This is a genomic window from Nocardia sp. CA-128927 (assembly GCF_050955855.1).
Classification (GTDB): domain Bacteria; phylum Actinomycetota; class Actinomycetes; order Mycobacteriales; family Mycobacteriaceae; genus Nocardia.
Genome location: NZ_CP192087.1, coordinates 7,265,755 through 7,288,443 on the forward strand (window position 1 = coordinate 7,265,755; position 22,689 = coordinate 7,288,443).

Annotated in this window: 23 protein-coding genes and 1 pseudogene; 6 read left to right on the forward strand and 18 right to left on the reverse strand. The window is 67.1% G+C overall.

Translation table 11 applies throughout. The features are described 5' to 3' along the window. Nucleotides 1-156 precede the first annotated feature (156 nt). The 13 genes from metK to ACQPW1_RS33450 all read right to left on the reverse strand — a co-directional run bounded on the left by metK (nucleotide 157) and on the right by ACQPW1_RS33450 (nucleotide 14,609). Nucleotides 157-1,368: a methionine adenosyltransferase gene (metK, locus tag ACQPW1_RS33390; RefSeq protein ID WP_379287534.1), complete on the reverse strand. Its 1,212-nt coding sequence runs from the start codon at nucleotides 1,366-1,368 to the stop codon at nucleotides 157-159. 214 nt (nucleotides 1,369-1,582) lie between these two features. Beyond that, nucleotides 1,583-2,806 (reverse strand): bifunctional phosphopantothenoylcysteine decarboxylase/phosphopantothenate--cysteine ligase CoaBC, encoded by a 1,224-nt coding sequence (gene coaBC, locus ACQPW1_RS33395; RefSeq protein WP_433655932.1) that lies wholly within the window; start codon nucleotides 2,804-2,806, stop codon nucleotides 1,583-1,585. A 40-nt stretch (nucleotides 2,807-2,846) separates the two neighbouring features. Then, nucleotides 2,847-3,128, reverse strand: coding sequence for a DNA-directed RNA polymerase subunit omega (rpoZ, locus tag ACQPW1_RS33400; protein WP_364731645.1), 282 nt, complete (start codon nucleotides 3,126-3,128; stop codon nucleotides 2,847-2,849). Between the two features lie 26 nt (nucleotides 3,129-3,154). Continuing rightward, on the reverse strand, nucleotides 3,155-3,739 hold the full coding sequence (gene gmk / locus ACQPW1_RS33405; RefSeq protein ID WP_433655935.1) for a guanylate kinase: 585 nt from the start codon (nucleotides 3,737-3,739) through the stop codon (nucleotides 3,155-3,157). 8 nt (nucleotides 3,740-3,747) lie between these two features. Continuing rightward, complete coding sequence (gene mihF, locus ACQPW1_RS33410) at nucleotides 3,748-4,068, reverse strand: integration host factor, actinobacterial type (RefSeq protein ID WP_014986450.1); 321 nt, start codon at nucleotides 4,066-4,068, stop codon at nucleotides 3,748-3,750. A 613-nt stretch (nucleotides 4,069-4,681) separates the two neighbouring features. Continuing rightward, nucleotides 4,682-5,506 carry an orotidine-5'-phosphate decarboxylase gene (gene pyrF, locus ACQPW1_RS33415; protein WP_433665403.1) on the reverse strand — a complete coding sequence of 275 codons (825 nt, stop codon included), beginning with the start codon at nucleotides 5,504-5,506 and terminating at the stop codon, nucleotides 4,682-4,684. A 19-nt stretch (nucleotides 5,507-5,525) separates the two neighbouring features. Beyond that, nucleotides 5,526-8,852, reverse strand: coding sequence for a carbamoyl-phosphate synthase large subunit (gene carB, locus ACQPW1_RS33420; RefSeq protein ID WP_433655938.1), 3,327 nt, complete (start codon nucleotides 8,850-8,852; stop codon nucleotides 5,526-5,528). Next, nucleotides 8,852-9,994, reverse strand: a complete 1,143-nt coding sequence (gene carA / locus ACQPW1_RS33425) for a glutamine-hydrolyzing carbamoyl-phosphate synthase small subunit (protein ID WP_433655940.1) — start codon at nucleotides 9,992-9,994, stop codon at nucleotides 8,852-8,854. Before carA ends, carB begins: the two co-directional genes overlap by 1 nt. Nucleotides 9,995-10,017: 23 nt before the next feature. After that, complete coding sequence (locus ACQPW1_RS33430) at nucleotides 10,018-10,536, reverse strand: transporter (RefSeq protein ID WP_433655942.1); 519 nt, start codon at nucleotides 10,534-10,536, stop codon at nucleotides 10,018-10,020. 94 nt (nucleotides 10,537-10,630) lie between these two features. Beyond that, nucleotides 10,631-11,923, reverse strand: coding sequence for a dihydroorotase (locus ACQPW1_RS33435; RefSeq protein ID WP_433655944.1), 1,293 nt, complete (start codon nucleotides 11,921-11,923; stop codon nucleotides 10,631-10,633). Next, a complete protein-coding gene (locus tag ACQPW1_RS33440) occupies nucleotides 11,920-12,876 on the reverse strand; it encodes an aspartate carbamoyltransferase catalytic subunit (RefSeq protein ID WP_433655946.1) in 957 nt (318 codons plus the stop codon). The genes ACQPW1_RS33435 and ACQPW1_RS33440 overlap by 4 nt, the downstream gene beginning before the upstream one ends. A 76-nt stretch (nucleotides 12,877-12,952) precedes the next feature. Beyond that, complete coding sequence (pyrR, locus tag ACQPW1_RS33445) at nucleotides 12,953-13,585, reverse strand: bifunctional pyr operon transcriptional regulator/uracil phosphoribosyltransferase PyrR (protein WP_379287518.1); 633 nt, start codon at nucleotides 13,583-13,585, stop codon at nucleotides 12,953-12,955. 169 nt (nucleotides 13,586-13,754) lie between these two features. Then, nucleotides 13,755-14,609 carry an SAM-dependent methyltransferase gene (locus ACQPW1_RS33450; RefSeq protein ID WP_433655949.1) on the reverse strand — a complete coding sequence of 285 codons (855 nt, stop codon included), beginning with the start codon at nucleotides 14,607-14,609 and terminating at the stop codon, nucleotides 13,755-13,757. Nucleotides 14,610-14,715: 106 nt separating this feature from the next. Between ACQPW1_RS33450 and ACQPW1_RS33455 the strand changes: the two genes are divergently transcribed. The 5 genes from ACQPW1_RS33455 (at nucleotide 14,716) to ACQPW1_RS33475 (ending at nucleotide 18,407) form a co-directional block, all read left to right on the forward strand. Then, entirely contained in the window at nucleotides 14,716-15,270 is a 555-nt protein-coding gene (locus ACQPW1_RS33455) for a TetR/AcrR family transcriptional regulator (protein WP_433655951.1), read from the forward strand. 56 nt (nucleotides 15,271-15,326) lie between these two features. After that, a complete protein-coding gene (locus ACQPW1_RS33460; protein ID WP_433655952.1) occupies nucleotides 15,327-15,953 on the forward strand; it encodes an alpha-ketoglutarate-dependent dioxygenase AlkB in 627 nt (208 codons plus the stop codon). Between the two features lie 72 nt (nucleotides 15,954-16,025). After that, nucleotides 16,026-16,475: an SgcJ/EcaC family oxidoreductase gene (locus ACQPW1_RS33465; RefSeq protein ID WP_433655954.1), complete on the forward strand. Its 450-nt coding sequence runs from the start codon at nucleotides 16,026-16,028 to the stop codon at nucleotides 16,473-16,475. Between the two features lie 318 nt (nucleotides 16,476-16,793). Further along, nucleotides 16,794-17,507 carry an HD domain-containing protein gene (locus ACQPW1_RS33470; protein ID WP_433655956.1) on the forward strand — a complete coding sequence of 238 codons (714 nt, stop codon included), beginning with the start codon at nucleotides 16,794-16,796 and terminating at the stop codon, nucleotides 17,505-17,507. Nucleotides 17,508-17,594: 87 nt separating this feature from the next. After that, nucleotides 17,595-18,407, forward strand: a complete 813-nt coding sequence (locus ACQPW1_RS33475) for a lysostaphin resistance A-like protein (RefSeq protein WP_433655958.1) — start codon at nucleotides 17,595-17,597, stop codon at nucleotides 18,405-18,407. A gap of 14 nt (nucleotides 18,408-18,421) precedes the next feature. Here ACQPW1_RS33475 and ACQPW1_RS33480 read toward each other — a convergent pair whose 3' ends face one another. Then, a complete protein-coding gene (locus ACQPW1_RS33480) occupies nucleotides 18,422-18,997 on the reverse strand; it encodes a TetR/AcrR family transcriptional regulator (RefSeq protein ID WP_433655960.1) in 576 nt (191 codons plus the stop codon). Between the two features lie 85 nt (nucleotides 18,998-19,082). On the opposite strand from ACQPW1_RS33480, the gene ACQPW1_RS33485 reads away from it, so the two are divergent. After that, complete coding sequence (locus ACQPW1_RS33485) at nucleotides 19,083-20,063, forward strand: quinone oxidoreductase family protein (protein WP_433655962.1); 981 nt, start codon at nucleotides 19,083-19,085, stop codon at nucleotides 20,061-20,063. Between the two features lie 519 nt (nucleotides 20,064-20,582). On the opposite strand, the gene ACQPW1_RS33490 is transcribed toward ACQPW1_RS33485, so the two are convergent. From ACQPW1_RS33490 to ACQPW1_RS33505, 4 genes and pseudogenes are all read right to left on the reverse strand, one after another. Then, nucleotides 20,583-21,086 (reverse strand): FAD-dependent monooxygenase, encoded by a 504-nt coding sequence (locus ACQPW1_RS33490; protein WP_433655964.1) that lies wholly within the window; start codon nucleotides 21,084-21,086, stop codon nucleotides 20,583-20,585. Between the two features lie 75 nt (nucleotides 21,087-21,161). Next, on the reverse strand, nucleotides 21,162-21,557 hold the full coding sequence (locus ACQPW1_RS33495; RefSeq protein WP_433655966.1) for an FAD-dependent monooxygenase: 396 nt from the start codon (nucleotides 21,555-21,557) through the stop codon (nucleotides 21,162-21,164). 46 nt (nucleotides 21,558-21,603) lie between these two features. After that, nucleotides 21,604-21,822, reverse strand: a pseudogene (locus ACQPW1_RS33500) (FAD-dependent monooxygenase); the annotation flags it as partial. A 157-nt stretch (nucleotides 21,823-21,979) separates the two neighbouring features. Beyond that, on the reverse strand, nucleotides 21,980-22,540 hold the full coding sequence (locus tag ACQPW1_RS33505; protein ID WP_433655968.1) for a DUF4334 domain-containing protein: 561 nt from the start codon (nucleotides 22,538-22,540) through the stop codon (nucleotides 21,980-21,982). Nucleotides 22,541-22,689: the final 149 nt, after the last annotated feature.

The following is a 22,689-nucleotide window of genomic DNA, read 5'->3' on the forward strand; positions in this document are numbered from 1 at the left end:
GCCCGCGGGCGGGACCCCCGGTGTGGCGGGGGTGTCCGCCGCGGGTTTGTTCACTCGGTGTGGCTAGGCCTACAGGCCGACTGCGGCACGGAGCTTGTCCGCGCGCATCGGATGCAGCCTCCCAGGGCAGGTCGACACATCCACACCGCCTCCTCCCTACAGGCCGACTGCGGCACGGAGCTTGTCCGCGCGGTCCGTGTGCTCCCAGGGCAGGTCGACGTCGGTGCGGCCGAAGTGGCCGTACGCGGCGGTCGGTGCGTAGATCGGGCGCAGCAGGTCCAGGTCGCGGATGATCGCGCCGGGACGCAGGTCGAAGACCTCGGCGATGGCGGCCGAGATGCGGGCCGGGTCGACCTTCTCGGTGCCGAAGGTCTCCACGAAAAGGCCGACCGGCGCGGACTTGCCGATGGCGTAGGCCACCTGGACCTCGACCCGGTCGGACAGGCCGGCCGCGACGACGTTCTTGGCGACCCAGCGCATGGCGTACGCGGCCGAGCGGTCCACCTTCGACGGATCCTTGCCGGAGAAGGCGCCACCACCGTGGCGAGCCATGCCGCCGTAGGTGTCGACGATGATCTTGCGGCCGGTCAGGCCCGCGTCGCCCATCGGCCCACCGAGCACGAACTTGCCGGTCGGGTTGACCAGCAGCCGGATGTTCGAGGTGTCCAGCGAGGGCAGCTCGAGGTCGGCGATCACCGCGTCGACGACCTTTTCCTTGATGTCGGGCGCGAGCAGGTTGTCCAGGTCGATGTCGGCGGCGTGCTGGGTGGAGATGACGACCGTGTCGAGCCGAACCGGGCGATCACCCTCGTATTCGATGGTGACCTGGGTCTTGCCGTCGGGCCGCAGGTACGGCAGCACGCCGGACTTGCGTACCTCGGTGAGCCTGCGGGAGAGCCGGTGCGCGAGTGCGATCGGCAGCGGCATGAGCTCGGGGGTGTCGGTGGTCGCGTAGCCGAACATCAGGCCCTGGTCGCCCGCGCCCTGCTTCTCGATCTCGTCGTCGGACCCGCCGACGCGCGCCTCGTGCGAGGTGTCGACACCCTGTGCGATATCGGGCGACTGGGCACCGATCGCGATGTTCACGCCGCAGGAGTTTCCGTCGAAACCCTTTGCCGACGAGTCGTATCCGATTTCCAAGACCTTTTCCCGGACGATGCGGGGAATGTCGGCGTACGCCGTGGTGGTGACCTCGCCCGCGACGTGGACCTGGCCGGTCGTCACGAGGGTCTCCACCGCGACCCGGCTGCGCGGGTCCTCGGTCAGTAACGCATCGAGAATGGAATCGCTGATGGCGTCACAGATCTTGTCCGGGTGACCTTCGGTCACGGACTCACTGGTGAATAGCCGGCTGCCGGACGTGCGCACAGTTCTTCCCTCTCCCTCAACGGGTATTTCGTCTCGGTTTGCGACAGTAACGCGATGCCGTTACCGCGCAACCCTTCGTTCCAGACTATGGCAAACCACTGACATGCCGTGGACCAAGAGATCTCTATCTCAGACAGTTCGTCCGAAAGGTCTCGTTGACACCACGGGGCCGGTGGTTGATCACTGGGTCATTATCCCAGTCTCACAACAGATTTCAGCGCAAGAGCGGCCCGAGCGCGTCGAGCACCCGGCTGGCGAGCAGCGCCTTCGACCCATGATCGAGAGACTGTTCGGTACCGTCCGCACCGAGCAGCCAACCGTTGTTGGTGTCGACCTCGAACGCCTTGCCCTCGCCGACCGCGTTGACCACCAGCAGGTCGCACCCCTTGCGCGCGAGCTTTGCCCGCGCGTAGGTGAGGACATCGCCGTGCTCGTCACCGGTTTCGGCGGCGAAGCCGACGATCGCGGTGCCGGTCAACTGCCCGTCGCGGCGCGCCTGCACCAGACCGGCGAGGATGTCGGTGGTCTTGGTCAGCGCGATGACGTCTGGTTCCCCGGCGCCCTTCTTGATCTTGGCGGCGGCCACATCGGTGGGCCGGAAGTCCGCCACCGCCGCCGCCATGATCACCGCGTCCGCGCCGACGGCATGCTTGTCGACGGCGGTCTTGAGCTGTTCGGCGGTGGTGATGTGCACCAGGTCGACAGCCGCGGGCGCGGCCATCTCGATCGTGTTGCCCGCGATCAACGTGACGTGTGCGCCGCGCTGGGCCGCGACCCGAGCCAGGGCATAACCCTGCTTCCCGGAGCTGCGGTTGCCGAGGAAACGCACCGGATCCAGCGGTTCCCTGGTGCCGCCCGCGGTGATGACCACCCGGCGGCCTTCGAGGTCGCGCGGGATGGCGTCGGTGCGTTCGAGCAGCAGGGTCGCCAGGCCGAAGATCTCTTCGGGCTCGGGCAACCGGCCGGGACCGGTATCGGTGCCGGTGAGCCGGCCCGACGCGGGTTCCATCACGATCGCGCCGTGGGCGCGCAGCGTCGCGACATTGGCGACGGTCGCCGGATGCTCCCACATCTCGGTGTGCATCGCGGGCGCGAACAGGATCGGACATCGGGCCGTCAGCAACGTGGCGGTGAGCAAGTCGTCGGCGCGGCCCTGGGCCGCGCGCGCCATCAGATCGGCGGTCGCCGGGGCGATGACCACGAGGTCCGCCTCCTGGCCCAGCCGAACGTGCGGCACCTCGGGCACGTCGGTGAACACGTCGGTGTGCACCGGGTTCCCGGAGAGCGCCTCGAAGGTTGCCTTGCCGACGAACTGCAACGCCGACTCGGTGGGGATCACCCTGACCTTGTGCCCGGTCTCGGTGAACCGCCGGACCAGTGAGCAGGCCTTGTACGCGGCGATCCCTCCGCCGACACCGACAACGATCCGTGTGGTCACTACGCCTCCGGCCTAGTTGTATTCACAGCACTCGGTCCGGCTACTCGCCTTCGGTGTGCTCGAGCAGGTCGGAGTGGATCTCGCGCATGGCGACCGAGAGGGGCTTTTCCTGCAGGCCCGGCTCGACCAGCGGGCCGACGTACTCGAGGATGCCGTCGCCGAGCTGGTTGTAGTAGTCGTTGATCTGACGCGCCCGCTTGGCTGCGTAGATGACCAGGGCGTACTTGGACGAGGTGCGCTCCAGCAGCTCATCGATCGGGGGGTTGGTGAGGCCGATCGGGGTGTCGTATGCGGGAACGACTTTGCTGTCTGCACTGCTCACTAGGGGGGCTCCTGCGCGTGGAAGGTTTACGAACTCGAATTTGTGCTAACGAACAACGATACCAACTGCTCACAGGCACTGGTCACCTCGTCGTTCACGATGACGATGTCGAACTCGTCACAGGCCGCCAATTCGGTCCTGGCGGTTTCCAGCCTGCGCTCGATCACTTCCGGTGATTCGGTGCCACGCGAGGTGAGCCTGGATACCAGTTCTTCCCAGCTGGGCGGGGCGAGGAAGGCGAGAATCGCTTCGGGAATGGCCTTGCGTACCGACCGCGCCCCTTCCAGATCGACCTCGACCAGTACGGGCAGACCCTCTGCGAGGGCGGCCCGTACCGGTGCGGCCGGGGTGCCCGAACGTTGCAAACCACCGTGTATATCAGCCCACTCGAGTAGTTCACCCGCCGTGATCATGGCGTCGAACTCTTCCCTGGACACGAATCGATAGTCGAGACCGTCGACCTCCCCGGGCCTAGGGGCCCGAGTCGTTGCCGACACACTGAAGATCAGGTGCGGCAGTCGCTCGCGGACACAACGGACCACGGTCGACTTTCCGACGGCCGAGGGGCCGACCAGTACTACCAGTCGACCCTTCCGCGTATGTTCGACCACCCTCGTTATCAGGCGTCGAAGTCGAACCGGGCAAGCAGCGCCTTGCGCTGCCGATCGCCGAGTCCGCGCAGACGCCGGGTGGGGGCGATCTCCAGTTCACTCATGATTTCCGCTGCCTTGACCTTGCCCACCTTCGGCAAAGCCTCCAGCAGCGCCGACACCTTCATCTTGCCGAGAATCTCATCGGACTCGGCATCGGTGAGGACCTGCTTCAGGTTGGTGCCGCCTCGCTTCAGGCGCTCCTTGAGCTCCGCCCGAGCGCGGCGAGCGGCAGCCGCCTTCTCCAAAGCAGCGGCGCGCTGCTCGTCAGTCAGCTGGGGAAGGGCCACGGTTCCTCCGTCTCATCGTTCATTGCATCAACTCCTGCCGGTAACCCGGCAGTCTCAGCGACCGTACCCACGGCATCCGCAGATTGCGAACCCACCCCCCAGGTCAGCGCATGATTCCGGATGCCGTAGACGCGAGAGCAGCACGATCCGCACTGCTCCTCTGTCGCTGCGCAGATCGTACCGCCGAAATCGCGAAATGCCTCCTCAGCAGGGAGTTTTCATGATTGACACAGGTTAGCGGGAGGGTTGCTATGACGTGACATGTGTCGCCAGCAAACCCATGACTGCCCGACCAGGAAGTTTCTCGGAAATTCCCGCGTGTCGCGTTGTCTATCAGCGTGTCGTGGGCCACAGACAGGTCGAACGACCGTTTCGGGCGGACTCCGGCGCCGATCGATTGTCGAGGTGCACCGCTGGGTTTGTCGACCTGCACTGATCAGATCGCGCTTCTGGGCCGATCCGAGCGCAGCAGCCCATACGGAGCACCGTCAGGCCGGGAAACAGGCGTAGCAGGGCACACAGAGCCCGCTACGGGCCACATGCACGCGTGCACATGACCGCACGCGGCGCCCGAAACGAGCCGAGACCGGCGCGATTGCGCCGGTCTCGGTGGTTATTTCTGCAGAAACGCGAAGGTCTCTTGCAACTCGCTCAGTCTGGCGCGCAGCGCCGGCACGGTCGGTCCGTCACGCAGGACCTCCCGCGAGGCGGTCGGCACAGCGGCCGCCAGCATCGCCTCCGGCACCAGGTCACGGACGTTTTCCGGTCCCCCGCCCTGGGCTCCGACACCCGGCATCAGGATCGGCCCGTTGAGCTGGGAGAGGTCCGGCGCTTCGGTCAACGTCGCGCCGATCACCACGCCGACCGACCCGAATTCCGCGCCCGCGTTGCGCGCGGCAGCCTCGTCGACCATGGTCTGGGCGATGGTGCGCCCATCCCCCGCGACGACCCGTTGCACCTGCGCCCCTTCGGGATTCGAGGTCGCCGCGAGCACGAACACCCCACGATGGTTGGCCTCGGCCAGGTCCAAAGCCGGTGCCAGCGAGCCGAATCCGAGGTACGGCGAGACCGTCACGGCGTCCGAGCCGAGCGGCCCGTCACCGAGCCAGGCGTGCGCGTAGGCGTCCATGGTGGAGCCGATGTCGCCGCGCTTGGCGTCGGCGAGCACCAGGGTGCCCGAGGCCCGCAACACCTCGATCGTGCGCTCCAGCACCGCGATTCCGGCCGAGCCGTAGGTCTCGAAGAACGCGACCTGCGGCTTCACCAGCGCGACGCAGCCGTCGAAGGCCTCGACGCAGATCTCCGCGAACTTCTCCAGCCCGTCCGCGTCGGCGGTGAGACCCCACGACTCCAGCAGGCCGGGATGCGGATCGATGCCCACGCACACGGGGCCGAAATGCCCCATGGCGTGCTGCAATCGAGCACCGAAGCTCTTCACCTCGTCGACTCCGTCCGGCTCACCCACGCAGCACCGAGTGCAGCTCTTGCAGCGAACGCACCCCGATCCCGCCGTTGATGCTCGCCTCGATGCCCTGCACCGCGGCGGCCGCACCCTGCACGGTGGTGATGCACGGGATGTTCACGCCGACCGCGGCGCTGCGGATTTCGTAACCGTCCACGCGCGGACCGGAGTTGCCGTAGGGGGTGTTGAAGACCATGTCGATCTCGCCGTCCCTGATCTGCTCGACGATCGTCGGCTGCGGCGCGTCCCCGTTGGCGTCCACCGTGTCCGGGTCCGAGTGCTTGCGCACCCGCTCGCACGGAATGCCGTTGCGGCGCAACATCTCCGCGGTGCCCTCGGTGGCCAGGATGCGGAACCCGAGGTCGTGCAGGCGCTTGACCGGGAAGACCATGGCGCGCTTGTCCCGGTTCGCGATCGAGACGAACACGGTGCCCTCGGTGGGCAGCGAACCGTAGGCGGCGGTCTGGCTCTTGGCGAAGGCGGTGCCGAAGTCGGCGTCGATGCCCATCACCTCGCCGGTGGACTTCATCTCCGGGGAGAGCAGCGAATCCACGCCGCTGCCATCGGCCTTGCGGAACCGGTGGAACGGCAGCACGGCCTCCTTCACGGCCACCGGTGCGTCGAGCGGGACGTGCCCGCCGTCGCCTTCACCCGGCAGCATCCCTTCCTTGCGCAGGTCGTTGATGGTGGCGCCGAGCATGATCCGCGCGGCCGCCTTGGCCAGCGGCACCGCGGTGGCCTTGGAGACGAACGGAACCGTCCGGCTGGCACGCGGATTCGCCTCGAGCACGTACAGCACGTCGTCCTTGAGCGCGTACTGCACGTTGAGCAGGCCCTTGACGCCGATGCCCTTGGCCAGCGCGACGGTCGACCGACGCACCGCCTCGATATCGCTGCGGCCCAGCGTGATCGGCGGCAGCGCGCAGGCGGAGTCGCCGGAGTGGATGCCCGCCTCTTCGATGTGTTCCATCACACCGCCGAGGTAGACCTCGTCGCCGTCGCACAGCGCGTCGACGTCGATCTCGATGGCGTCTTCCAGGAACCGGTCGACCAGCACCGGGTGTTCCGGGCTGAGCTCGGTGGCCCGAGAGATGTAGCCCTCCAGGGAACTCTCGTCGTAGACGATCTCCATGCCGCGCCCGCCGAGCACGTAGGACGGGCGGACCAGCACCGGGTAGCCGATGCTCGCGGCGATCTTCTTGGCCTGCGCGAAGGTGGTCGCGGTGCCGTACTTCGGCGCGGGCAGCCCGGCCGCGGTGAGCACGTCACCGAATTCGCCACGGTCCTCGGCCAAGTCGATGGCGGCGGCGCTGGTGCCGACCACCGGGACACCGGCATCGGTGAGTCGCTGTGCCAGGCCGAGCGGGGTCTGCCCGCCGAGCTGCACGATGACACCGATCACGTGCCCCGACTCGCTTTCCGCGTGGAACACCTCGAGCACGTCCTCGAAGGTGAGCGGCTCGAAGTAGAGCCGGTCGGCGGTGTCGTAGTCGGTGGAGACGGTCTCCGGGTTGCAGTTGACCATCACCGTCTCGTACCCGGCCTGCGAAAGGGTCTGCGCCGCATGGACACACGAGTAGTCGAACTCGATGCCCTGGCCGATCCGGTTCGGGCCGGAGCCGAGGATGATCACCTTGTCGCGCTCGCGCTGCGGCGCCACTTCGGATTCCGCGGCGGGATCGAGCTCGTAGGTCGAGTAGTGGTACGGGGTCTTGGCCTCGAACTCGGCGGCGCAGGTGTCGACCGTCTTGAAGACCGGGCGGACGCTGAGCCGGTGGCGCAGCGCGCGAACACCGGTCTCCCCCGCCAACTCCGGGCGCAGTGCGGCGATCTGACCGTCGGACAGGCCGTAGTGCTTGGACCGGCGCAGCAGCGTCTCGTCGAGCACGGGCGCGTCCATGATCTCCGCGCGCAGCTCCACCAGACCGGCGACCTCGGCGACGAACCACGGGTCGATTCCCGAAGCGGCAGCGACGTCTTCGATGCTCGCGCCCAGGCGCAGTGCCCGCTCGACCTGGTAGATGCGTCCCTCGATGGGGGTGCGCAGGTCTTCCAGGATCGCTTCGACGTCAGTCCATTTGCCGTCGTCCAGGGTCCAGAAACCGGCGGCCTTCGTCTCCAGCGAGCGCAGCACCTTGCCGAGTGCCTCGGCGAAGTTGCGCCCCAACGACATTGCCTCGCCGACCGACTTCATCGTGGTGGTCAGCGTCGGGTCGGCACCCGGGAACTTCTCGAACGCGAACCGCGGCGCCTTGACGACCACGTAGTCCAGGGTCGGCTCGAAGCAGGCCGGGGTTTCCTTGGTGATGTCGTTGACGATCTCGTCCAGGGTGTAGCCGATGGCCAGCTTGGCGGCGATCTTGGCGATCGGGAATCCCGTTGCCTTGGAAGCCAATGCGGACGAGCGCGAGACGCGCGGGTTCATCTCGATGACGATCAGGCGACCGTCGGCGGGGTCCACCGCGAACTGGATGTTGCAGCCGCCGGTGTCGACGCCGACCTCGCGCAGGATCGCGATGCCCAGGTCACGCATCTTCTGGTACTCGCGGTCGGTGAGCGTCATGGCCGGGGCGACGGTCATCGAGTCGCCGGTGTGCACGCCCATCGGGTCGACGTTCTCGATCGAGCAGACGATGACCACGTTGTCGCTGCGGTCACGCATCAGCTCGAGCTCGAATTCCTTCCAGCCCAGGATGGATTCCTCGATGAGCACGTTCGCGGTCGGCGAGGCGGACAGGCCGCCACCGGCGATGCGGTCGAGATCCTCGTCGTTGTAGGCCATTCCGGAGCCGAGGCCGCCCATGGTGAACGAAGGCCGCACCACCACAGGGAAACCCAGCTCGGTGACGGTGTCGCGGACCTCGTCCATCGTGTAACAGACACGGGAGCGGGCACTTTCGCCGCCGACCTTGGCGACGATGTCCTTGAACTTCTGCCGGTCCTCACCGCGCTGGATGGCGTCGAAGTCGGCGCCGATCATCTCGACGTTGTACTTCTCCAGCACCCCGTTCTCGTGCAGCGCGACCGCGGTGTTCAGCGCGGTCTGGCCGCCGAGGGTGGCCAGGATAGCGTCCGGGCGCTCCTTGGCGATGACCTTCTCGACGAACTCCGCCGTGATCGGCTCCACGTAGGTCGCGTCGGCGAACTCGGGGTCGGTCATGATGGTCGCCGGGTTGGAGTTCACCAGTGAAACCCGCAGGCCCTCGGCCCGCAGCACCCGGCACGCCTGGGTGCCGGAGTAGTCGAACTCGCAGGCCTGCCCGATGACGATCGGGCCAGAGCCGATCACCAGGATGTGCTTCAGATCGGTGCGGCGTGGCATCAGGCTCCTTCCATGAGACCGGCGAAACGGTCGAAGAGATAAGCAGCGTCGTGGGGTCCGGCGGCGGCCTCCGGGTGGTACTGCACGGAGAACGCGCGGCCGTCGATGAGGCGGACGCCCTCGACCGTGCCGTCGTTGGCGCAGACGTGGCTGACCTCGGCCTTGCCGAACGGGGTGTCGAACTGCTCGCCCTGCTCGCCTTCCAGCGCGAAGCCGTGATTCTGCGCGGTGATCGCGATGCGACCGGTGCCGTGCTCGATCACCGGGACATTGATGCCGCGGTGGCCGAACTTCATCTTGTAGGTCTTACGGCCGAGCGCGCGGCCGAGGATCTGGTTGCCGAAGCAGATGCCGAACAGCGGCAGGCCGCGCTCGAGCACGCCCTTGGTCAGCGCGACCGCGCCGTCCTGGGTGGCCGGGTCACCGGGACCGTTGGACAGGAAGACACCATTCGGGTTCAGCTCGAGGATCTGGTCGATCGAGGTGTTCGACGGCACCACGTGCACCCGCATGCCACGCTCGGCAAACATGCGCGGGGTGTTGGTTTTGATGCCGAGATCGAAGGCGACCACGGTGAAGCGGGGCTCGCCGTTCGGCTCGATGGTGTAGATCGAGTCGGTGCTCACCTCTTCGGCCAGGTCGGCGCCGAGCATGGACGGCTGGCCGGTGACCCGGCCGAGCAGCTCGTCGGTGTCGGCGAGGGCGGCGCCGGAGAAGATGCCCGCCTTCATCGAGCCGCGGGTGCGCAGGTGGCGCACCAGGGCGCGGGTGTCGATGCCCGCGATGCCGACGATGTCCTGGCGTTGCATCGCCTCGGGCAGCGTGCCGGTGGCGCGCCAGTTGGAGGCGCGGCGGGCGGGGTCGCGGACCACGTAGCCGGCGACCCAGATCTTGCCGGACTCGTCGTCCTCGTCGTTCCAGCCGGTGTTGCCGATCTGCGGTGCCGCGGCAACCACGATCTGGCGGTGGTAGCTGGGGTCGGTGAGGGTCTCCTGGTAGCCGGTCATCGCGGTGCAGAACACCGCCTCACCGAGCGTTTCGCCCACGGCGCCGTAGGCCGAGCCGCGGAAAACCCGGCCGTCCTCCAGCACTAGAGCAGCGTCTTGTCCTGGCCCTCCCGTCGCCCGACCACCGCCCCTCATGGAATCGCTGCGCGATACTGCAGTCATATCTCGTCGTCTCCCGTCGTCGTACTGGTGTCTGCTTGCAAGCCACGCGTCCAAGCCGGGTAAACCGACTTGTCGTCACCTCGGAAACCGGTATCTATCTCGGTTCCGGTGGGCAGCTTCCAGCGAACTACCAGCACACCATCTTCTGTCATTACCTTGCCCGCGTGCCCCCGCTCGGTGCGCACCACGGTGATGGATTCCTGCGGGATCCAGATCACCGTCGCCCCGTCGCGCTCGAGCAGAATTCCCCGTTCGAACCGCGTGAGTTCCGCCGTGGCCCGGAAACCCAAGTCGCCCACCGCGATCCGGTCCTGCCAGCTGGGCGCCATGGTGCTGCCGAGATACAGTCCGGTGGTCGGCTCGAGCACCTGTGCGCCGAGGTCGGCGGGCACGGTGGGCAGTTCACCGATGCTGGCCTCTTGGCGCGCGGCCCGGTTCTGCCAGCCCCGGTACATCAGCCAGATGCACAGGGCGAACAGCGCGGCAAGCCCGATTACCCACAGCGTTCTTTCCACTTACGGACCTCCTGTGTCCAATCGGCGGCGCTCCCGGGGCCCTGCGTGGTCACGCTTCGCTACCGTCTCCGGGCCCGTCGCTCGCACCGCGGGGTTACCCACCGGCCTTGCCCTCGCGGGCAGTTACCCGACCCCTCAGCAACGTCGTTGTCACTCGGGCCTGGAACGTCATGTCCTCGAACGGTGTGTTGTTCGAGATGCTGGCGAGCTCTTTCGCGCGCACGGTCCAACTGGCGTCGGGGTCGACCAGCGTCAGGTTCGCGGGCTCGCCGACCTCGATCGGCCTGCCATGCTCGTCGAGCCCGACGATCTCGGCGGGCCGCTCGCTCATCACCTTGGCGACGCCGCGCCAGTCGAGCAGGCCGGGTTCGACCATGGTCTGCACGATGATCGACAGCGCGGTCTCCAGGCCGAGCATGCCGGGGCGGGCCGCGTCGAACTCGCAGCACTTGTCCTGTTCGGCGTGCGGGGCGTGGTCGGTGGCGACGCAGTCGATGATGCCGTCGGCCAGTGCCTGGCGCAGCGCGGCGGCGTCGGAGGCCTCACGCAGCGGCGGGTTGACCTTGTTGACCGCGTCGTAGGTCTCCAGGCGCGAGTCGTCCAGCAGCAGGTGGTGCGGGGTGACCTCGGCGGTGATCGAAATGCCTTGCGCCTTGGCCCATTTCACCAGCTCCACAGTGCCCGCGGTGGACGCGTGGCAGATGTGCACGCGCGCACCGGCATCGCGGGCGAGCAGTGCGTCGCGGGCGACGATGGACTCCTCCGCGGCGCGCGGCCACCCGGCCAGGCCGAGCCGGGCCGCCGTCGGGCCCTCGTGCGCGATCGCGCCCTTGGTGAGCCGCGGCTCCTCCGCATGCTGAGCGATCAGCACGCCGAGGGTGTTCGCGTATTCCAGTGCGCGGCGCATGATCAGCGGGTCGTAGACGCAGTGGCCGTCGTCGGAGAACATCCGCACCGCGGCAGCGCCGGTGGCCATGGTGCCCATTTCGGCGAGCTGCTTGCCTTCGAGGCCGACGGTGACCGCACCCACCGGGTACACGTCGACCAGGCCGACCTCTTGGCCGCGGCGCCACACGTGATCGGTGACGACCACCGAGTCGGCGACCGGGCTGGTGTTGGCCATCGCGAACACCGCCGTGTAGCCGCCCAATGCGGCTGCCGCGGAACCGGATTCGATGGTCTCGGTGTCTTCGCGGCCGGGTTCACGCAGGTGCGTGTGCAGGTCGACGAAGCCGGGCAGCAGGATTTGGCCTTCCGCCGCAATGACTTCCGCGTCGTCGGCGCTGACACCGGCGCCGATCTCCCGGATTACGCCGTCGGCGATCAGCACGTCGACCGGTTCGCCCTCGCCGTAGATCCGGGCGCCCTTGATCAGCAGTTCCGTCATGCCACCGCCTCCTGCGTACCGACCAGCAGCCGGAACAGGACGGCCATGCGCATGTGTACTCCGTTCGTCACCTGTTGCAAGATCGCGGACTGCGCGGAATCGGCTACCGGCGAGGCGATTTCCATGCCGCGCAGCATCGGTCCGGGATGCAGCACCGCCGCGTGTTCGTCCAGCAGGGCGAGCCTGCGTTCGGACAGTCCGTAGTTGATCGAGTATTCGCGGGCCGACGGGAAGAAGCCGCCGTTCATCCGCTCGGCCTGCACGCGCAGCATGAGAACCGCGTCGGCGCCGGGCAATTCGGCGTCCAGCGCGTGTGCGATCCGGGCGGGCCACGCGTCGACGCCGACCGGCAGCAGGGTGCGCGGGGCAACCAGCACCACCTCGGCGCCGAGGGTGTTCAGCAGGAACACATTCGACCGGGCCACTCGACTGTGCAGGATGTCGCCGACGATGACGACCCGCTTGCCTTCGATATCGCCGAGCCGCTGGCGCAGGGTCAGCGCGTCGAGCAGCGCCTGGGTGGGGTGCTCGTGGGTGCCGTCGCCCGCGTTGATGACGGCCGGGCCGGAGCGGCCGACCGACTGCGCCCAGGCGTCCATCCAGCGCGCGATCTGGTGTGCCGCACCGGAAGCCGGGTGCCGGACGATCAGCGCGTCGGCGCCCGCGGCGTGCAGGGTGAGCGCGGTGTCGCGCAGCGATTCGCCCTTGGAGACCGAGGAACTGCTGGCGCTGACGTTGATCACGTCGGCGCTCATCCACTTGCCCGCGACCTCGAAGGACACCCTGGTGCGGGTGGAGTTCTCGTAGAACACCGTCATCACGGTGCGTCCGCGCAGGGTCGGCAGCTTGTGAACTTCGCGGCCGAGCAGAGCCTGCTCGAAACGTTCGGCCTCGTCCAGCAACTCCGTCGCGGTGCCGCGATCCAAATCACTGACGGTCAGCAGATGCCTCACAACTCCACCTCGCTGACGCTCGGCTCCGTCGTTCGGCACAAAGCCGCTGTGTCTTTGATTCGCTCGCTACGCTCGCTCATGCTTCAGCCTCCTGGCGCAGGTAAACGCCGTCGCGGCCGTCGTGTTCGGTGAGCAGGACCGAGATGTCTTCGGAGCGCGAAGTAGGCACGTTCTTGCCCACGTAGTCGGCCCGAATCGGGAGTTCGCGGTGACCGCGGTCGATGAGCACCGCCAGCTGGACCGCGCGGGGGCGGCCGAGGTCGCGCAGCCCGTCCAGTGCGGAGCGCACGGTGCGGCCGGAGAAGAGGACGTCGTCGATCAGCACGACCAGCGCGTCCTCGATGCCGCCTTCCGGGACCGAGGTGCGCTCGAGCGGCCGGTGCGGCCGGGTGCGCAGATCGTCGCGGTAGAGGGTGATGTCGAGCGAGCCGAGGGCCGGGCGGACGCCGGAGAATTCCTCGATCTTGTCCGTGAGCCGCGCTGCCAGGGAGGTGCCCCGGGTGGGAATCCCGATGAGCACGACGCGTGGTGCGCCCGGCTCGCCCGCGTCCAGCGCGGTCTTCTCGATGATCTGATGCGCGATGCGCGCGATAGTCCGACTGACATCGGAAGCCGACAACAGCTCCCGCCCCGCCTCCACCCCCTCGGGGGTGTGTCGCTGCGATGTTTCGGCAGCGCCGGACTTGGCGGCCCGTTCGGGCACGGCCATGCCGACCTCCTTCCCCGCCTCACCGGACGGTCCGTTAAAGGATGTCTTACGGCTAGCAGCGTAACAGCGGTCGCAACCCGGCTTTCACCAGGTGTTCCACGGTGTGAGCCGGGCCACGAGCCGGGCTGGGAGGAGTGCGGTTCAGCCGCACGTGACGTGGATTACTGGCTCAGGTGCGCACGGCGACGATGAAGCCGACGTCGGTGCTGTTCTCGTTCGGCCGGTCGAACGGCGCGATGAGATCGGCCCAGCTTCGGAAGGTGGTGTGCCAATCGTGCGCTTCGAGCCACTGTTGCGCATCGGGTCCTAGGCCGCGGAGTTCACGTTCGCCCTCCGGGTCGGCGCGGACCAGTCGCCGGAGATCGCTGTATTGCGCCGGTCTTTCGTCGGCGGCGAACCGGACGACGCCGAAACGGCTTCCCGGAGTGGAGAGTTCGGTCAGCGTCTCGGCGACGCGTAAGGCCTCCGCGCGCGACAAGTAGCCGAGCACACCTTCGTCGACCCAGTGCGTCGGGAGATCGGGGCGAAACCCGTTCACGCGCAGTGCTTCTGCCCAGTCCGCCCGCAGATCGATGCCGACGACACGGCGATCGCAGGTCGGCACCGCCTGCACACTCGTCAGGATCGGCTCCTTGAACGCGAAGAGCTCCGGCAGATCGAGCTCGAAGAATCGAATGTCGGGCGGTAAGCCCAATCGGAATGCCCGCGTGTCCAATCCGGCGCCGAGCACCACGACCTGTCGGCAACCCTGTTCCACCGCCTCGGTCACCTGGTCGTCGACCAACCTGACGGAAAGTGTTCTGCCCTCGTAGAACACGTCGGCCAACGCTTCCAGCTTCGCCCACCGCTCGCCGCCGTCCTCGGTCTCGACGAAACCGCGCTTTGCGGCGTCTACGAAAACCTGAGCCAGTGGGTCGTCGTACAGCCGATCCGGCCGATCCGATTCCAGCACCCGCACCACCGCGACCCCGATCGCGGTCATCGCGACCCCCGCCATCGGCACTTCCGGCCTCGTTTCGACCATCGCCCCACTCCCCTTCTCGAAGATTTACTTGCCGCCCGGCTAGCTAGTTCGGGCACGGCAGTGACGCTAGGCTCCAACTAGCCGGTCGTCAAGCAAAAGGAGAACCATGGATCGCCGTCGCAGCGACATGCGCGAACGAATCCGTGCGGTGGCGATGGAGTTGTTCTCGGAGCGCGGGTACGAGAAGACGTCGCTGCGGGAGATCGCCGAGCGGCTCGACGTGACCAAAGCCGCGCTGTACTACCACTTCCGCACCAAAGAGGACATCGTCGCGAGCCTGTCCGATGATCTGCGGCGCGGCATCGACGACATCGTCGCATGGGCCGAGGCCGCACCGACGGGACCCGAACGCGCGCAAGAGATCCTCGACCGATACGGCGCGCTGCTGCACGGCATCGGCCGGGACATGGTGCGCTTCATGGCCGAGAACCAGCCCGCATTCCGGGAACTCGGCTTCGGCGTGAGCCTGCGCTATCAGTTCCGGGTGCTGGCCGATCTGATGACCGAGCCCGACCACGCGCCGCGGGCCGTGTTCCATGCCCGACAAGCACTGCTGGCCATCAGCTGGAGCACGGCGATGATGGGCGATCTGCCACTCAGTGACGACGAGTGCTACGCGGCCTCGGCGGATATCGCGCGGGACATCCTCGCCAGGAATTGACCGTCACGTCCGAATGTCGCTAGCACATACGTTCGATTGCGGGTAGATTCGCAGGCATGTCGACACCGCTGCAGGGATCACTGCTCGACGGGTTCGGTGATACCGAATTCGGGTCGCTTCGTGCCGCGCGACGCACGGTGCTGGATCACGGGGCCTGGGTGGATGTGCTGCCCGGCTGGTTGACCGGCGCCGACGCGCTGTTCGATCGACTGGTCGACGATGTGCCGTGGAAGGCCGAGCGGCGGCCGATGTACGACCGCGTGGTCGATGTGCCGCGCCTGCTGAAGTTCTACGAGGAGCACGAGCCCCTCCCCGATCCGGCTTTGGCCGACGCCCGAGATGCCTTGAGCGAGCACTACCGGCACGAACTCGGCGAGTCCTTCCGCACGGCCGGACTCTGCTACTACCGCGACGGACAAGACAGCGTCGCCTGGCACGGAGACAACTTCGGACGCGGCGCGACACAGGACACCATGGTCGCGATCGTGTCCATCGGTGCGCCGCGAGCCTTGTTGCTGCGGCCACGCGGCGGCGGCGAGAGCATTCGATACCAGGTGGGCCACGGCGATCTACTGGTGATGGGCGGCTCCTGCCAGCGCACCTGGGAGCACGCCGTGCCGAAGTCCAGGAAGCCGACCGGCCCGCGGATCAGCATCCAATTCCGCCCACGCGGCGTCCGCTGAACCCGGCCTGTGAGCTATGCGATATCAGCCGGGCTTGACCTGAATCATTGTTGAGGTTGGAAGCTGAACGCCATGAGCGCAACGACTTTTGAGCCGCCAGTGGCCGGAGACACGACCGTCGACCACACCGCCGATATCGCGGCCATCAAGCAGATCATCGGCAACGTCGAGACCGCATACAACACCAACGACGCCGAACTGATGACCGCCGACTTCACCGCGAACGCCGCAGTCGTCAACGCGGTCGGCGCACTGATGACAGGTCGAGACGCGCTCCTGGAAGCGAATCGCCGCGGACTCGCGGGCTTCCTGAAGAACGAGTACGTCCGCTACGAAGTCACCGACATCACCTTCCTGCGCCCCGACGTCGCCTTCGCCCACAAAGTCGCGCGTGCCACGACACCCGACGGCGAACTCATCGACATCGATCACGCAATGATCGCGCTGTACGTCCTGGTCAAGGAAAACGGCCGCTGGTGGACCGCAGCCCGGCAGAACACCCTGATCCCCCAGCCCGAATAACCACACGACCACCGCCATGCCCAACGACGCAGCGCCGCAACAGCACCGAGGGGTGCGGCGCTGCGTCGACTGGGATCTGGACGAATGATCATGGGGAACTGGTGCCAGCGCCCAAGTCGACCGATACCAGCACCAGTTCCCCCTGATCTTTATCGACGCCTCCGCGCCGCATCACCAACCCCACGGGTCCCAGCCCGGCGAGAGCTGCACCGACACACGAGATCCGCACCCGTTGTATTCAGGACACCACGGCCGAGCAGGGTGCGGCAACGGATTTTCCATGCGACGCGGACCGCGTGACGCCGTTAGATTGACAGCATGAGCAATCCTGGGGCGGGAGTCCTGGCCGTGATGCCGCTGCACACGATCAGTGACGTCTACGGCGAAGCCGGTCTGCGCGAACGGTTACTGCTGGAAATCGCGGAGCTGCCGGACACCGAGCAGGTCACCGGTGCGCTCGACCTGGCCGCCGAACTGCATCGCGACGACCGCTACGGACGCGAACCGTATCTCAATCATCTACTGCGGGTGGCGATCCGGATCATCAGCCACTACAAGATCCGAGACGGCGATCTGGTCGTCGCGGGCCTGCTGCACGATTCTGTCGAGGATCATCCGGCGGAACTGGCGGGTGACCGGCCGGGACCGCCCACCGCGGCCGCCTTGGCCGAACTCGCAGATCGGTTCGGCGAACGCGTCGCCGAACTCGTCGCGGCCGTCACCAACCCCGAACCGGACCCGTCGATCGACCGGCACCTGCAATACCGCGAGCACGTCGCCGCCAACCTCGACCGCGCCCCGTGGGCCAGGATCATCAAACTGTCCGACTTCACCGACAACGGCGTCGGCATCCTGTACGCGACCGGCCCGGCCATGCACAAACTCGCCACCAAGTACCGCCCGCTCACCGCCATCTACCGCGACCTCGTCACCCGCCCCGACACCCCGCTGGCCGACGACGTCAAACAGCACATCCTCGACCAACTCGACAGTGCGGACCAACGATTCGAGGCCATCCTCGCCGAGGATTGATCTCCCCGTCGTCCTTTCGTATGACATTCAGCCGATATCGGGCCCACCGCGGCCGAACGGCTGATCACCGATGGCATCGTGAGACGCATGCGAATTCGTGGGGTGGGCGGCTTCTTGCTGGCAGCAGGACTTCTGGTGTTCGGCACCGCGGTGGTGACGCTGATTTGGACCGGCCACACCGAACTGCGCATTTCCGCCGATAACGACGAGACGCTGTCACTGTGGGTGCAGTGCCTGACGGTGTTCGCCGGGCTCGCGGTCGCCTGGCTGGTGCCACCGAAACAACGCGACGACGGACTGCTACCGGATCCGCGCACAACACGTCAGGGCTGGTGGCTCTTCGCGCTCGCAGTCACCTTCACGATCGCCTTCGCCCTCTCCCCCGGCGGCAACGGCTGGTTTCTCGGCCTGAAACTGACTCTGCTGCTTGCCATTCCGCTGCTGTTCCGGTTGGCCGCCTGGCGCGAGTGGTATCGCGTCGACACGCACGGCCGATGGCTTCGCCCCATGCCCGCAGTACTCACCTTCCTCGCCTTGTTCACGCTGTTCGGCCATGACTACACCGGCTCGCGACCGGACGTGGTCACCGTACTGGCCGTGTTCGTCCTGAATGCGATGCTGGAGGAGATCTTCTACCGCGTCTGGTTACAGACCCGGCTGGAGGCCAGTGTCGGACGCTGGCCCGCAATCCTCGTCACCTCACTGGTTTTCGCGTCCTGGCACGCGGTGATCCACGGCGGCAACGGTTTCGGCGTCGATCTCGCCAGCGCCTTCGTGCACATCGGCGGTTACGGAATCTTCCTCGGCTACCTGTGGTCCCGATACCGAAATCCCTGGCTGCTCTTCCTGGTTCACGGCATCATCAACCTGCCGATCCCGATGCTCGCCGCAATGTGGTGATGACACAAGAGGTTTCAGGGCGTGCGCAGCACCGATTCGACCAGTTCGCGAACCGCGTCGAGCAGTCGATCGGTCTCGCCGGAACGCACCATCCCTTGCACCAGTTCGGTGCCGATCGGAGCAAGCAGCAGCCTGCCTACCACCTCGGCGTCGAGATCGGGCCGCGCTTCCCGCAGTAGCGCGGTGATGTGGTTGTCCCAGAACGCGTGGATCTCCCCGGTGCGCGGATGCGGCGGTTCCGTGCGATACGCGACCATGAGCTCCGAGTTCGCGATCACCAACCGTGTCATCGCATCGAAATAGGCCAGCAGCCGCGCACCGGCCGGCGCACCGGGGCCCAGCGGTGGCGGCCCGCTGGTGACTGCGTCCATCAGCGCGAGCGCGCTCTCGGCGACCATCTCGTGCAGCAGCCCGGCGCGATTGCCGAAGCGGTGAAAGATGGTGCCCTTCCCGACCCCCGCTGCGGCGGCGACCCGGTCCATGGTGATCGCCTCGGCTCCGTGTTCGGCGAGCAGCGCGGTCGTCGCGTCGAGAATCGCGCGCCGGTTGCGCACGGCATCGGCTCGTTCCTTCGGACGCCCGTCGGTCATCACACCCGCTTTCGTTGACAACTTGACCGCCGGTCCATATCGTTGCGGAGGCAACTGGACCGGCAGTCAACTTATGGAGTTCATGATGAAGGCAATCGTAATGACGGGGACCGGCGGGCCCGAGGTACTGGTCCTCCAGGAGGTCCCGGCGCCGCAGATCGGCCCCGGTGACGTCATGATCCGCGCCGAAGCGATCCCGGTCCTGTTCCCGGAGACCAAGCTGCGCTCCGGCGAGTTCCCGCTCGGCGTCGAGCCGCCCCTGGTCTTCGGTTTCCAGGCCGCGGGTGTGGTGTCCGAGGTGGGTGCCGACGCGGATCCCGCACTGATCGGCCGCCGAGTCACCGTGGCCACCATGGGTTTCGGCTCCTACGCCGAATTCGTCAGCGCACCAGCCGATTCGGTAAACCCGATCCCGGACGGCCTGTCCGCGACCGACGCGGCCGCCGTCCTGATGAGCGGTTCGGTGGCACTCCCCCTGCTGGAAACGGCACGACTCACCGGCACCGAAACAGTGCTGATCGAGGCCGCCGCAACAGGTATCGGCGGCTACCTCACCCAACTCGCCAAGGAGTACGGCGCGGCCCGCGTCATCGCCACCGTGGGCGGCCCCGCAAAGGCCGAACAGGCCCGCAAGCTCGGCGCCGACGTGGTGATCGACCACAACGACCCCGAATGGCCCACCCGGCTACGCGAAACCCTCAGCGGCACAACCCTCGACGTAGTCTTCGACTCCATCGGCGGCACCACCGCCCTGGACCTCCTCGACACCATGACACCCGTACAGGGCCGAATGCTCAGCTACGGCTGGCTTTCCGGCGCCCCCGCCCAACTGACCGCCACCGACCTGATCACCCGCGGCCTCACCCTCACCGGCTGCGCAGGCCCCGACTGGCTGGCCCGAGTCGCCGACGCCCGCACCGCAGCCCTCGAGCGCGCCGCCGCCGGAGGGTTGAACCCACTGGTCGAAGCAGTCCTCCCGCTGGACCAAGCCGCCCACGCCCACCGGCTCATCGAAGAGCGCGCACCACTGGGCAAGTTCATCCTCCGCCCCGACCACTCCGCATAGCCGCACCACGCCACTGCGGACACCCTGCCGCGCACCGATTCTCGTCGCGCGCACGACATCGCTAGCTGATTCGCGCGCGCCACGACAACACGTACGCGGCACGCCAACATCGCCGGGTCGGGCCGCACCGAACGCCCGCACGGTGCCGCGCATCGATCGTCGGGCCGCGCACGAAATCGCCGCCAAGCTCGTGCGCACGAGAGCAGCCTGTGCGCGGCAGATCCTCCGCCCGCTGCCGCAGCGGGGCCGCTCACAACACCGCGTAGGTCAGCGACTAGCCCGGCCCAGCGTCGTGCCGCGCACCGATTCTCCCGCCGCGCACGAATCTGCCGACTGTTTCGTACGCGGCAAGACAAGACGTGCGCGGCAACCAGCACAGGTGAGTGCTACCCCAGGCGATCGAATCCAGCTGCGCAGCAACGACCAGCTGGCCCAATGTGGCGCCGCGCATTGATTCGCAGGGTGCGCACGAAATTGCCAACTGTTTCGTGCGCAGGCGGAGAATCCGTGCGCGGCAGGTCAGTTGGGGTTACTGCGGCGGGCGAAGGCGGGGGCGTGTTCGGGGAGGATGCCGCGGGCTACCAGGAACGGCGGGATGCTGCGGACGATGGGGATTCGGCGAACGATACGGACGGGGAGGGGCGCCTGCGGCGAACCGGCGATGTCGATGCCGCCGTCGAGGGCCGGGCGGATCACTCGGGCGTGCAGAAACCGTTGCATGCCTTGGGTTACCGCGGTCGGGAGGGCGCGGCGGCGTTGAACACGAGCCAGGTCGCGGACAGTTACGGTCTTCGAAAGTAACGGGGCGGCAAGGATTCTCGCCGCGGCGACGGCGTCTTGCACAGCGAGGTTGATGCCGACCCCACCGACCGGGGACATGGCGTGTGCGGCGTCGCCGATGCACAGCAGCCCGCCGGTGTACCAGGTGTTCAGGCGGTCGAGTTGGACGTCAAGGAGCTTGACCTCGTCCCAACTGGTGAGGGCGTCGACGCGGTCCTTCAGCCAGGGCACCGAGTCGGACATGGTGCGCATGATGTCGTCGACCGGACCGCGCCGTGTCGCCTCGTCGGTGCCCTTGGCGATCAGAGTGGCGCATTGTCAGTAGTCGCCACGATCGAGGAGCACCGCGGCCCGGTGCGGAGTGACGACCGGGACAGCGCCCGCGGGGTCGATCTCGTTGCGCGGCAAGCGGAACCACCACACATCCATCGGTGTCGGCCAGCTCCGTGACGCCAGGCCCGCGGCGGCCCGCAGCACCGAACCACGCCCATCGCAGGCCACGGTCAGGTCGGCGCGGATGTCGCCGGTGCTGCCGTCGGCCGTTCGATAACTGACGCCGGTCACCTCGCCACCGGACCAAATCAGTTCGGTCGCTTCGGTATTCATCCGCAGGTGGAAGCCGGGCTCCTGCTCGGCGGCGCGCGCGAGCAGATCGAGCAGGTCCCATTGCGGCACCATGGCGATGTACTTGTGCTTGCCTGGCAGGTCCTTCAACGAGGCGAAGGTCTGCAGCCCGTTGGCGGTTGCCAGCTGTACCTGTTCCAGCTTGCGCGCAGGCAGTTTCGCGAATTCCGCACCGAGGCCGAGCTCGTCGAGGGAGGTCGAGGGTGGTGGGATGCACGGTGTCGCCGCGGAAGTCGCGCAGGAAGTCCTTGTGTTTCTCCAGGACGGTCACGTCGACGCCGGCCCGGGCCAGCAGTAGTCCGAGGATCATTCCGGCGGGGCCTCCCCCAACTACCAGGCATGTCGTCTGTTCCATCGACTTTCCCTCCTCGGTCACCGCAGGTATCGCCAGTACTAAGAATTCCTCACCTGTTGAATTCTACGCCTGCCGACCGCACACCGGGCCGAGATCGGTTGTCCCGGGCCGGAACCCGGGATGGCTCAAGTCCCCGCTACGAGCGAAATGCCACCGATCAGGACGCAGTGTCCTGCGTCAGAATGAAGAAGTACGGCTCGGTCATCCCACGCATGTCCATCACGCCGAGCAGCGTCCGCTCATCGACCCGCCGGAAGTGATCGATGATCGGCAGATGGTCATAGATCATCGCGGCACTGACCACGCCGCGATACTCCACATTCCGCAAACGCGCTGTCGGCCTGTGGGTTCGGAACGCGAACCGCAGGTAGCCGAGCGCCTTCTTACTGGCCCGCACACCCGCCATCGGAATGCGCCCCGCCAGACCGAGCGGCACTCGACGCGGATCAACGGGAAAGACGACACCATCGACGGCGAACAGCAACGGATGCACGGTGTCCGCGTCATCGAACTGCTTGCCGTACCACCCTGACGCGACCAGCACACCGGCCAATTGGTGCCCGGTGTCGAGCTCATCGCCCTGCCAGCGCCCGGTGGTGATCTCCGCGGACGGCACCGCGGGCAGGCTGTCGTACAACGCCAACGCCTGCTCAGTTGTGCAGCGACCGGCTCGGAGCGCCGCCAGTTCGGCTGCTCCCGATCCCTTCGTCTGGCCCATGCTCGATCTCCTCACTACGGCAACGGTGCACCAACGACACTATCTCTCTCTCAGTATCTCTGACGGCTTGGATCGGCGAACAGGATCCGACCGTGTCGGCACGAATCGCCAGGCACGGCCACTTCGCGACAGCTACCCTGCGACCGTTC

Excerpts from the sequence above, each read along its gene's own strand:
- carB (WP_433655938.1), bottom strand. The coding sequence starts at position 8,852 with ATGCCACGCCGCACCGATCTGAAGCACATCCTGGTGATCGGCTCTGGC.
- carA (WP_433655940.1), bottom strand. The coding sequence starts at position 9,994 with ATGAGGGGCGGTGGTCGGGCGACGGGAGGGCCAGGACAAGACGCTGCT.
- ACQPW1_RS33435 (WP_433655944.1), bottom strand. The coding sequence starts at position 11,923 with ATGACGGAACTGCTGATCAAGGGCGCCCGGATCTACGGCGAGGGCGAA.
- pyrR (WP_379287518.1), bottom strand. The coding sequence starts at position 13,585 with ATGGCCGTGCCCGAACGGGCCGCCAAGTCCGGCGCTGCCGAAACATCG.
- ACQPW1_RS33450 (WP_433655949.1), bottom strand. The coding sequence starts at position 14,609 with ATGGTCGAAACGAGGCCGGAAGTGCCGATGGCGGGGGTCGCGATGACC.
- ACQPW1_RS33455 (WP_433655951.1), top strand. The coding sequence starts at position 14,716 with ATGGATCGCCGTCGCAGCGACATGCGCGAACGAATCCGTGCGGTGGCG.
- ACQPW1_RS33460 (WP_433655952.1), top strand. The coding sequence starts at position 15,327 with ATGTCGACACCGCTGCAGGGATCACTGCTCGACGGGTTCGGTGATACC.
- ACQPW1_RS33465 (WP_433655954.1), top strand. The coding sequence starts at position 16,026 with ATGAGCGCAACGACTTTTGAGCCGCCAGTGGCCGGAGACACGACCGTC.
- ACQPW1_RS33470 (WP_433655956.1), top strand. The coding sequence starts at position 16,794 with ATGAGCAATCCTGGGGCGGGAGTCCTGGCCGTGATGCCGCTGCACACG.
- ACQPW1_RS33475 (WP_433655958.1), top strand. The coding sequence starts at position 17,595 with ATGCGAATTCGTGGGGTGGGCGGCTTCTTGCTGGCAGCAGGACTTCTG.
- ACQPW1_RS33480 (WP_433655960.1), bottom strand. The coding sequence starts at position 18,997 with ATGACCGACGGGCGTCCGAAGGAACGAGCCGATGCCGTGCGCAACCGG.
- ACQPW1_RS33485 (WP_433655962.1), top strand. The coding sequence starts at position 19,083 with ATGAAGGCAATCGTAATGACGGGGACCGGCGGGCCCGAGGTACTGGTC.
- ACQPW1_RS33490 (WP_433655964.1), bottom strand. The coding sequence starts at position 21,086 with ATGTCCGACTCGGTGCCCTGGCTGAAGGACCGCGTCGACGCCCTCACC.
- ACQPW1_RS33505 (WP_433655968.1), bottom strand. The coding sequence starts at position 22,540 with ATGGGCCAGACGAAGGGATCGGGAGCAGCCGAACTGGCGGCGCTCCGA.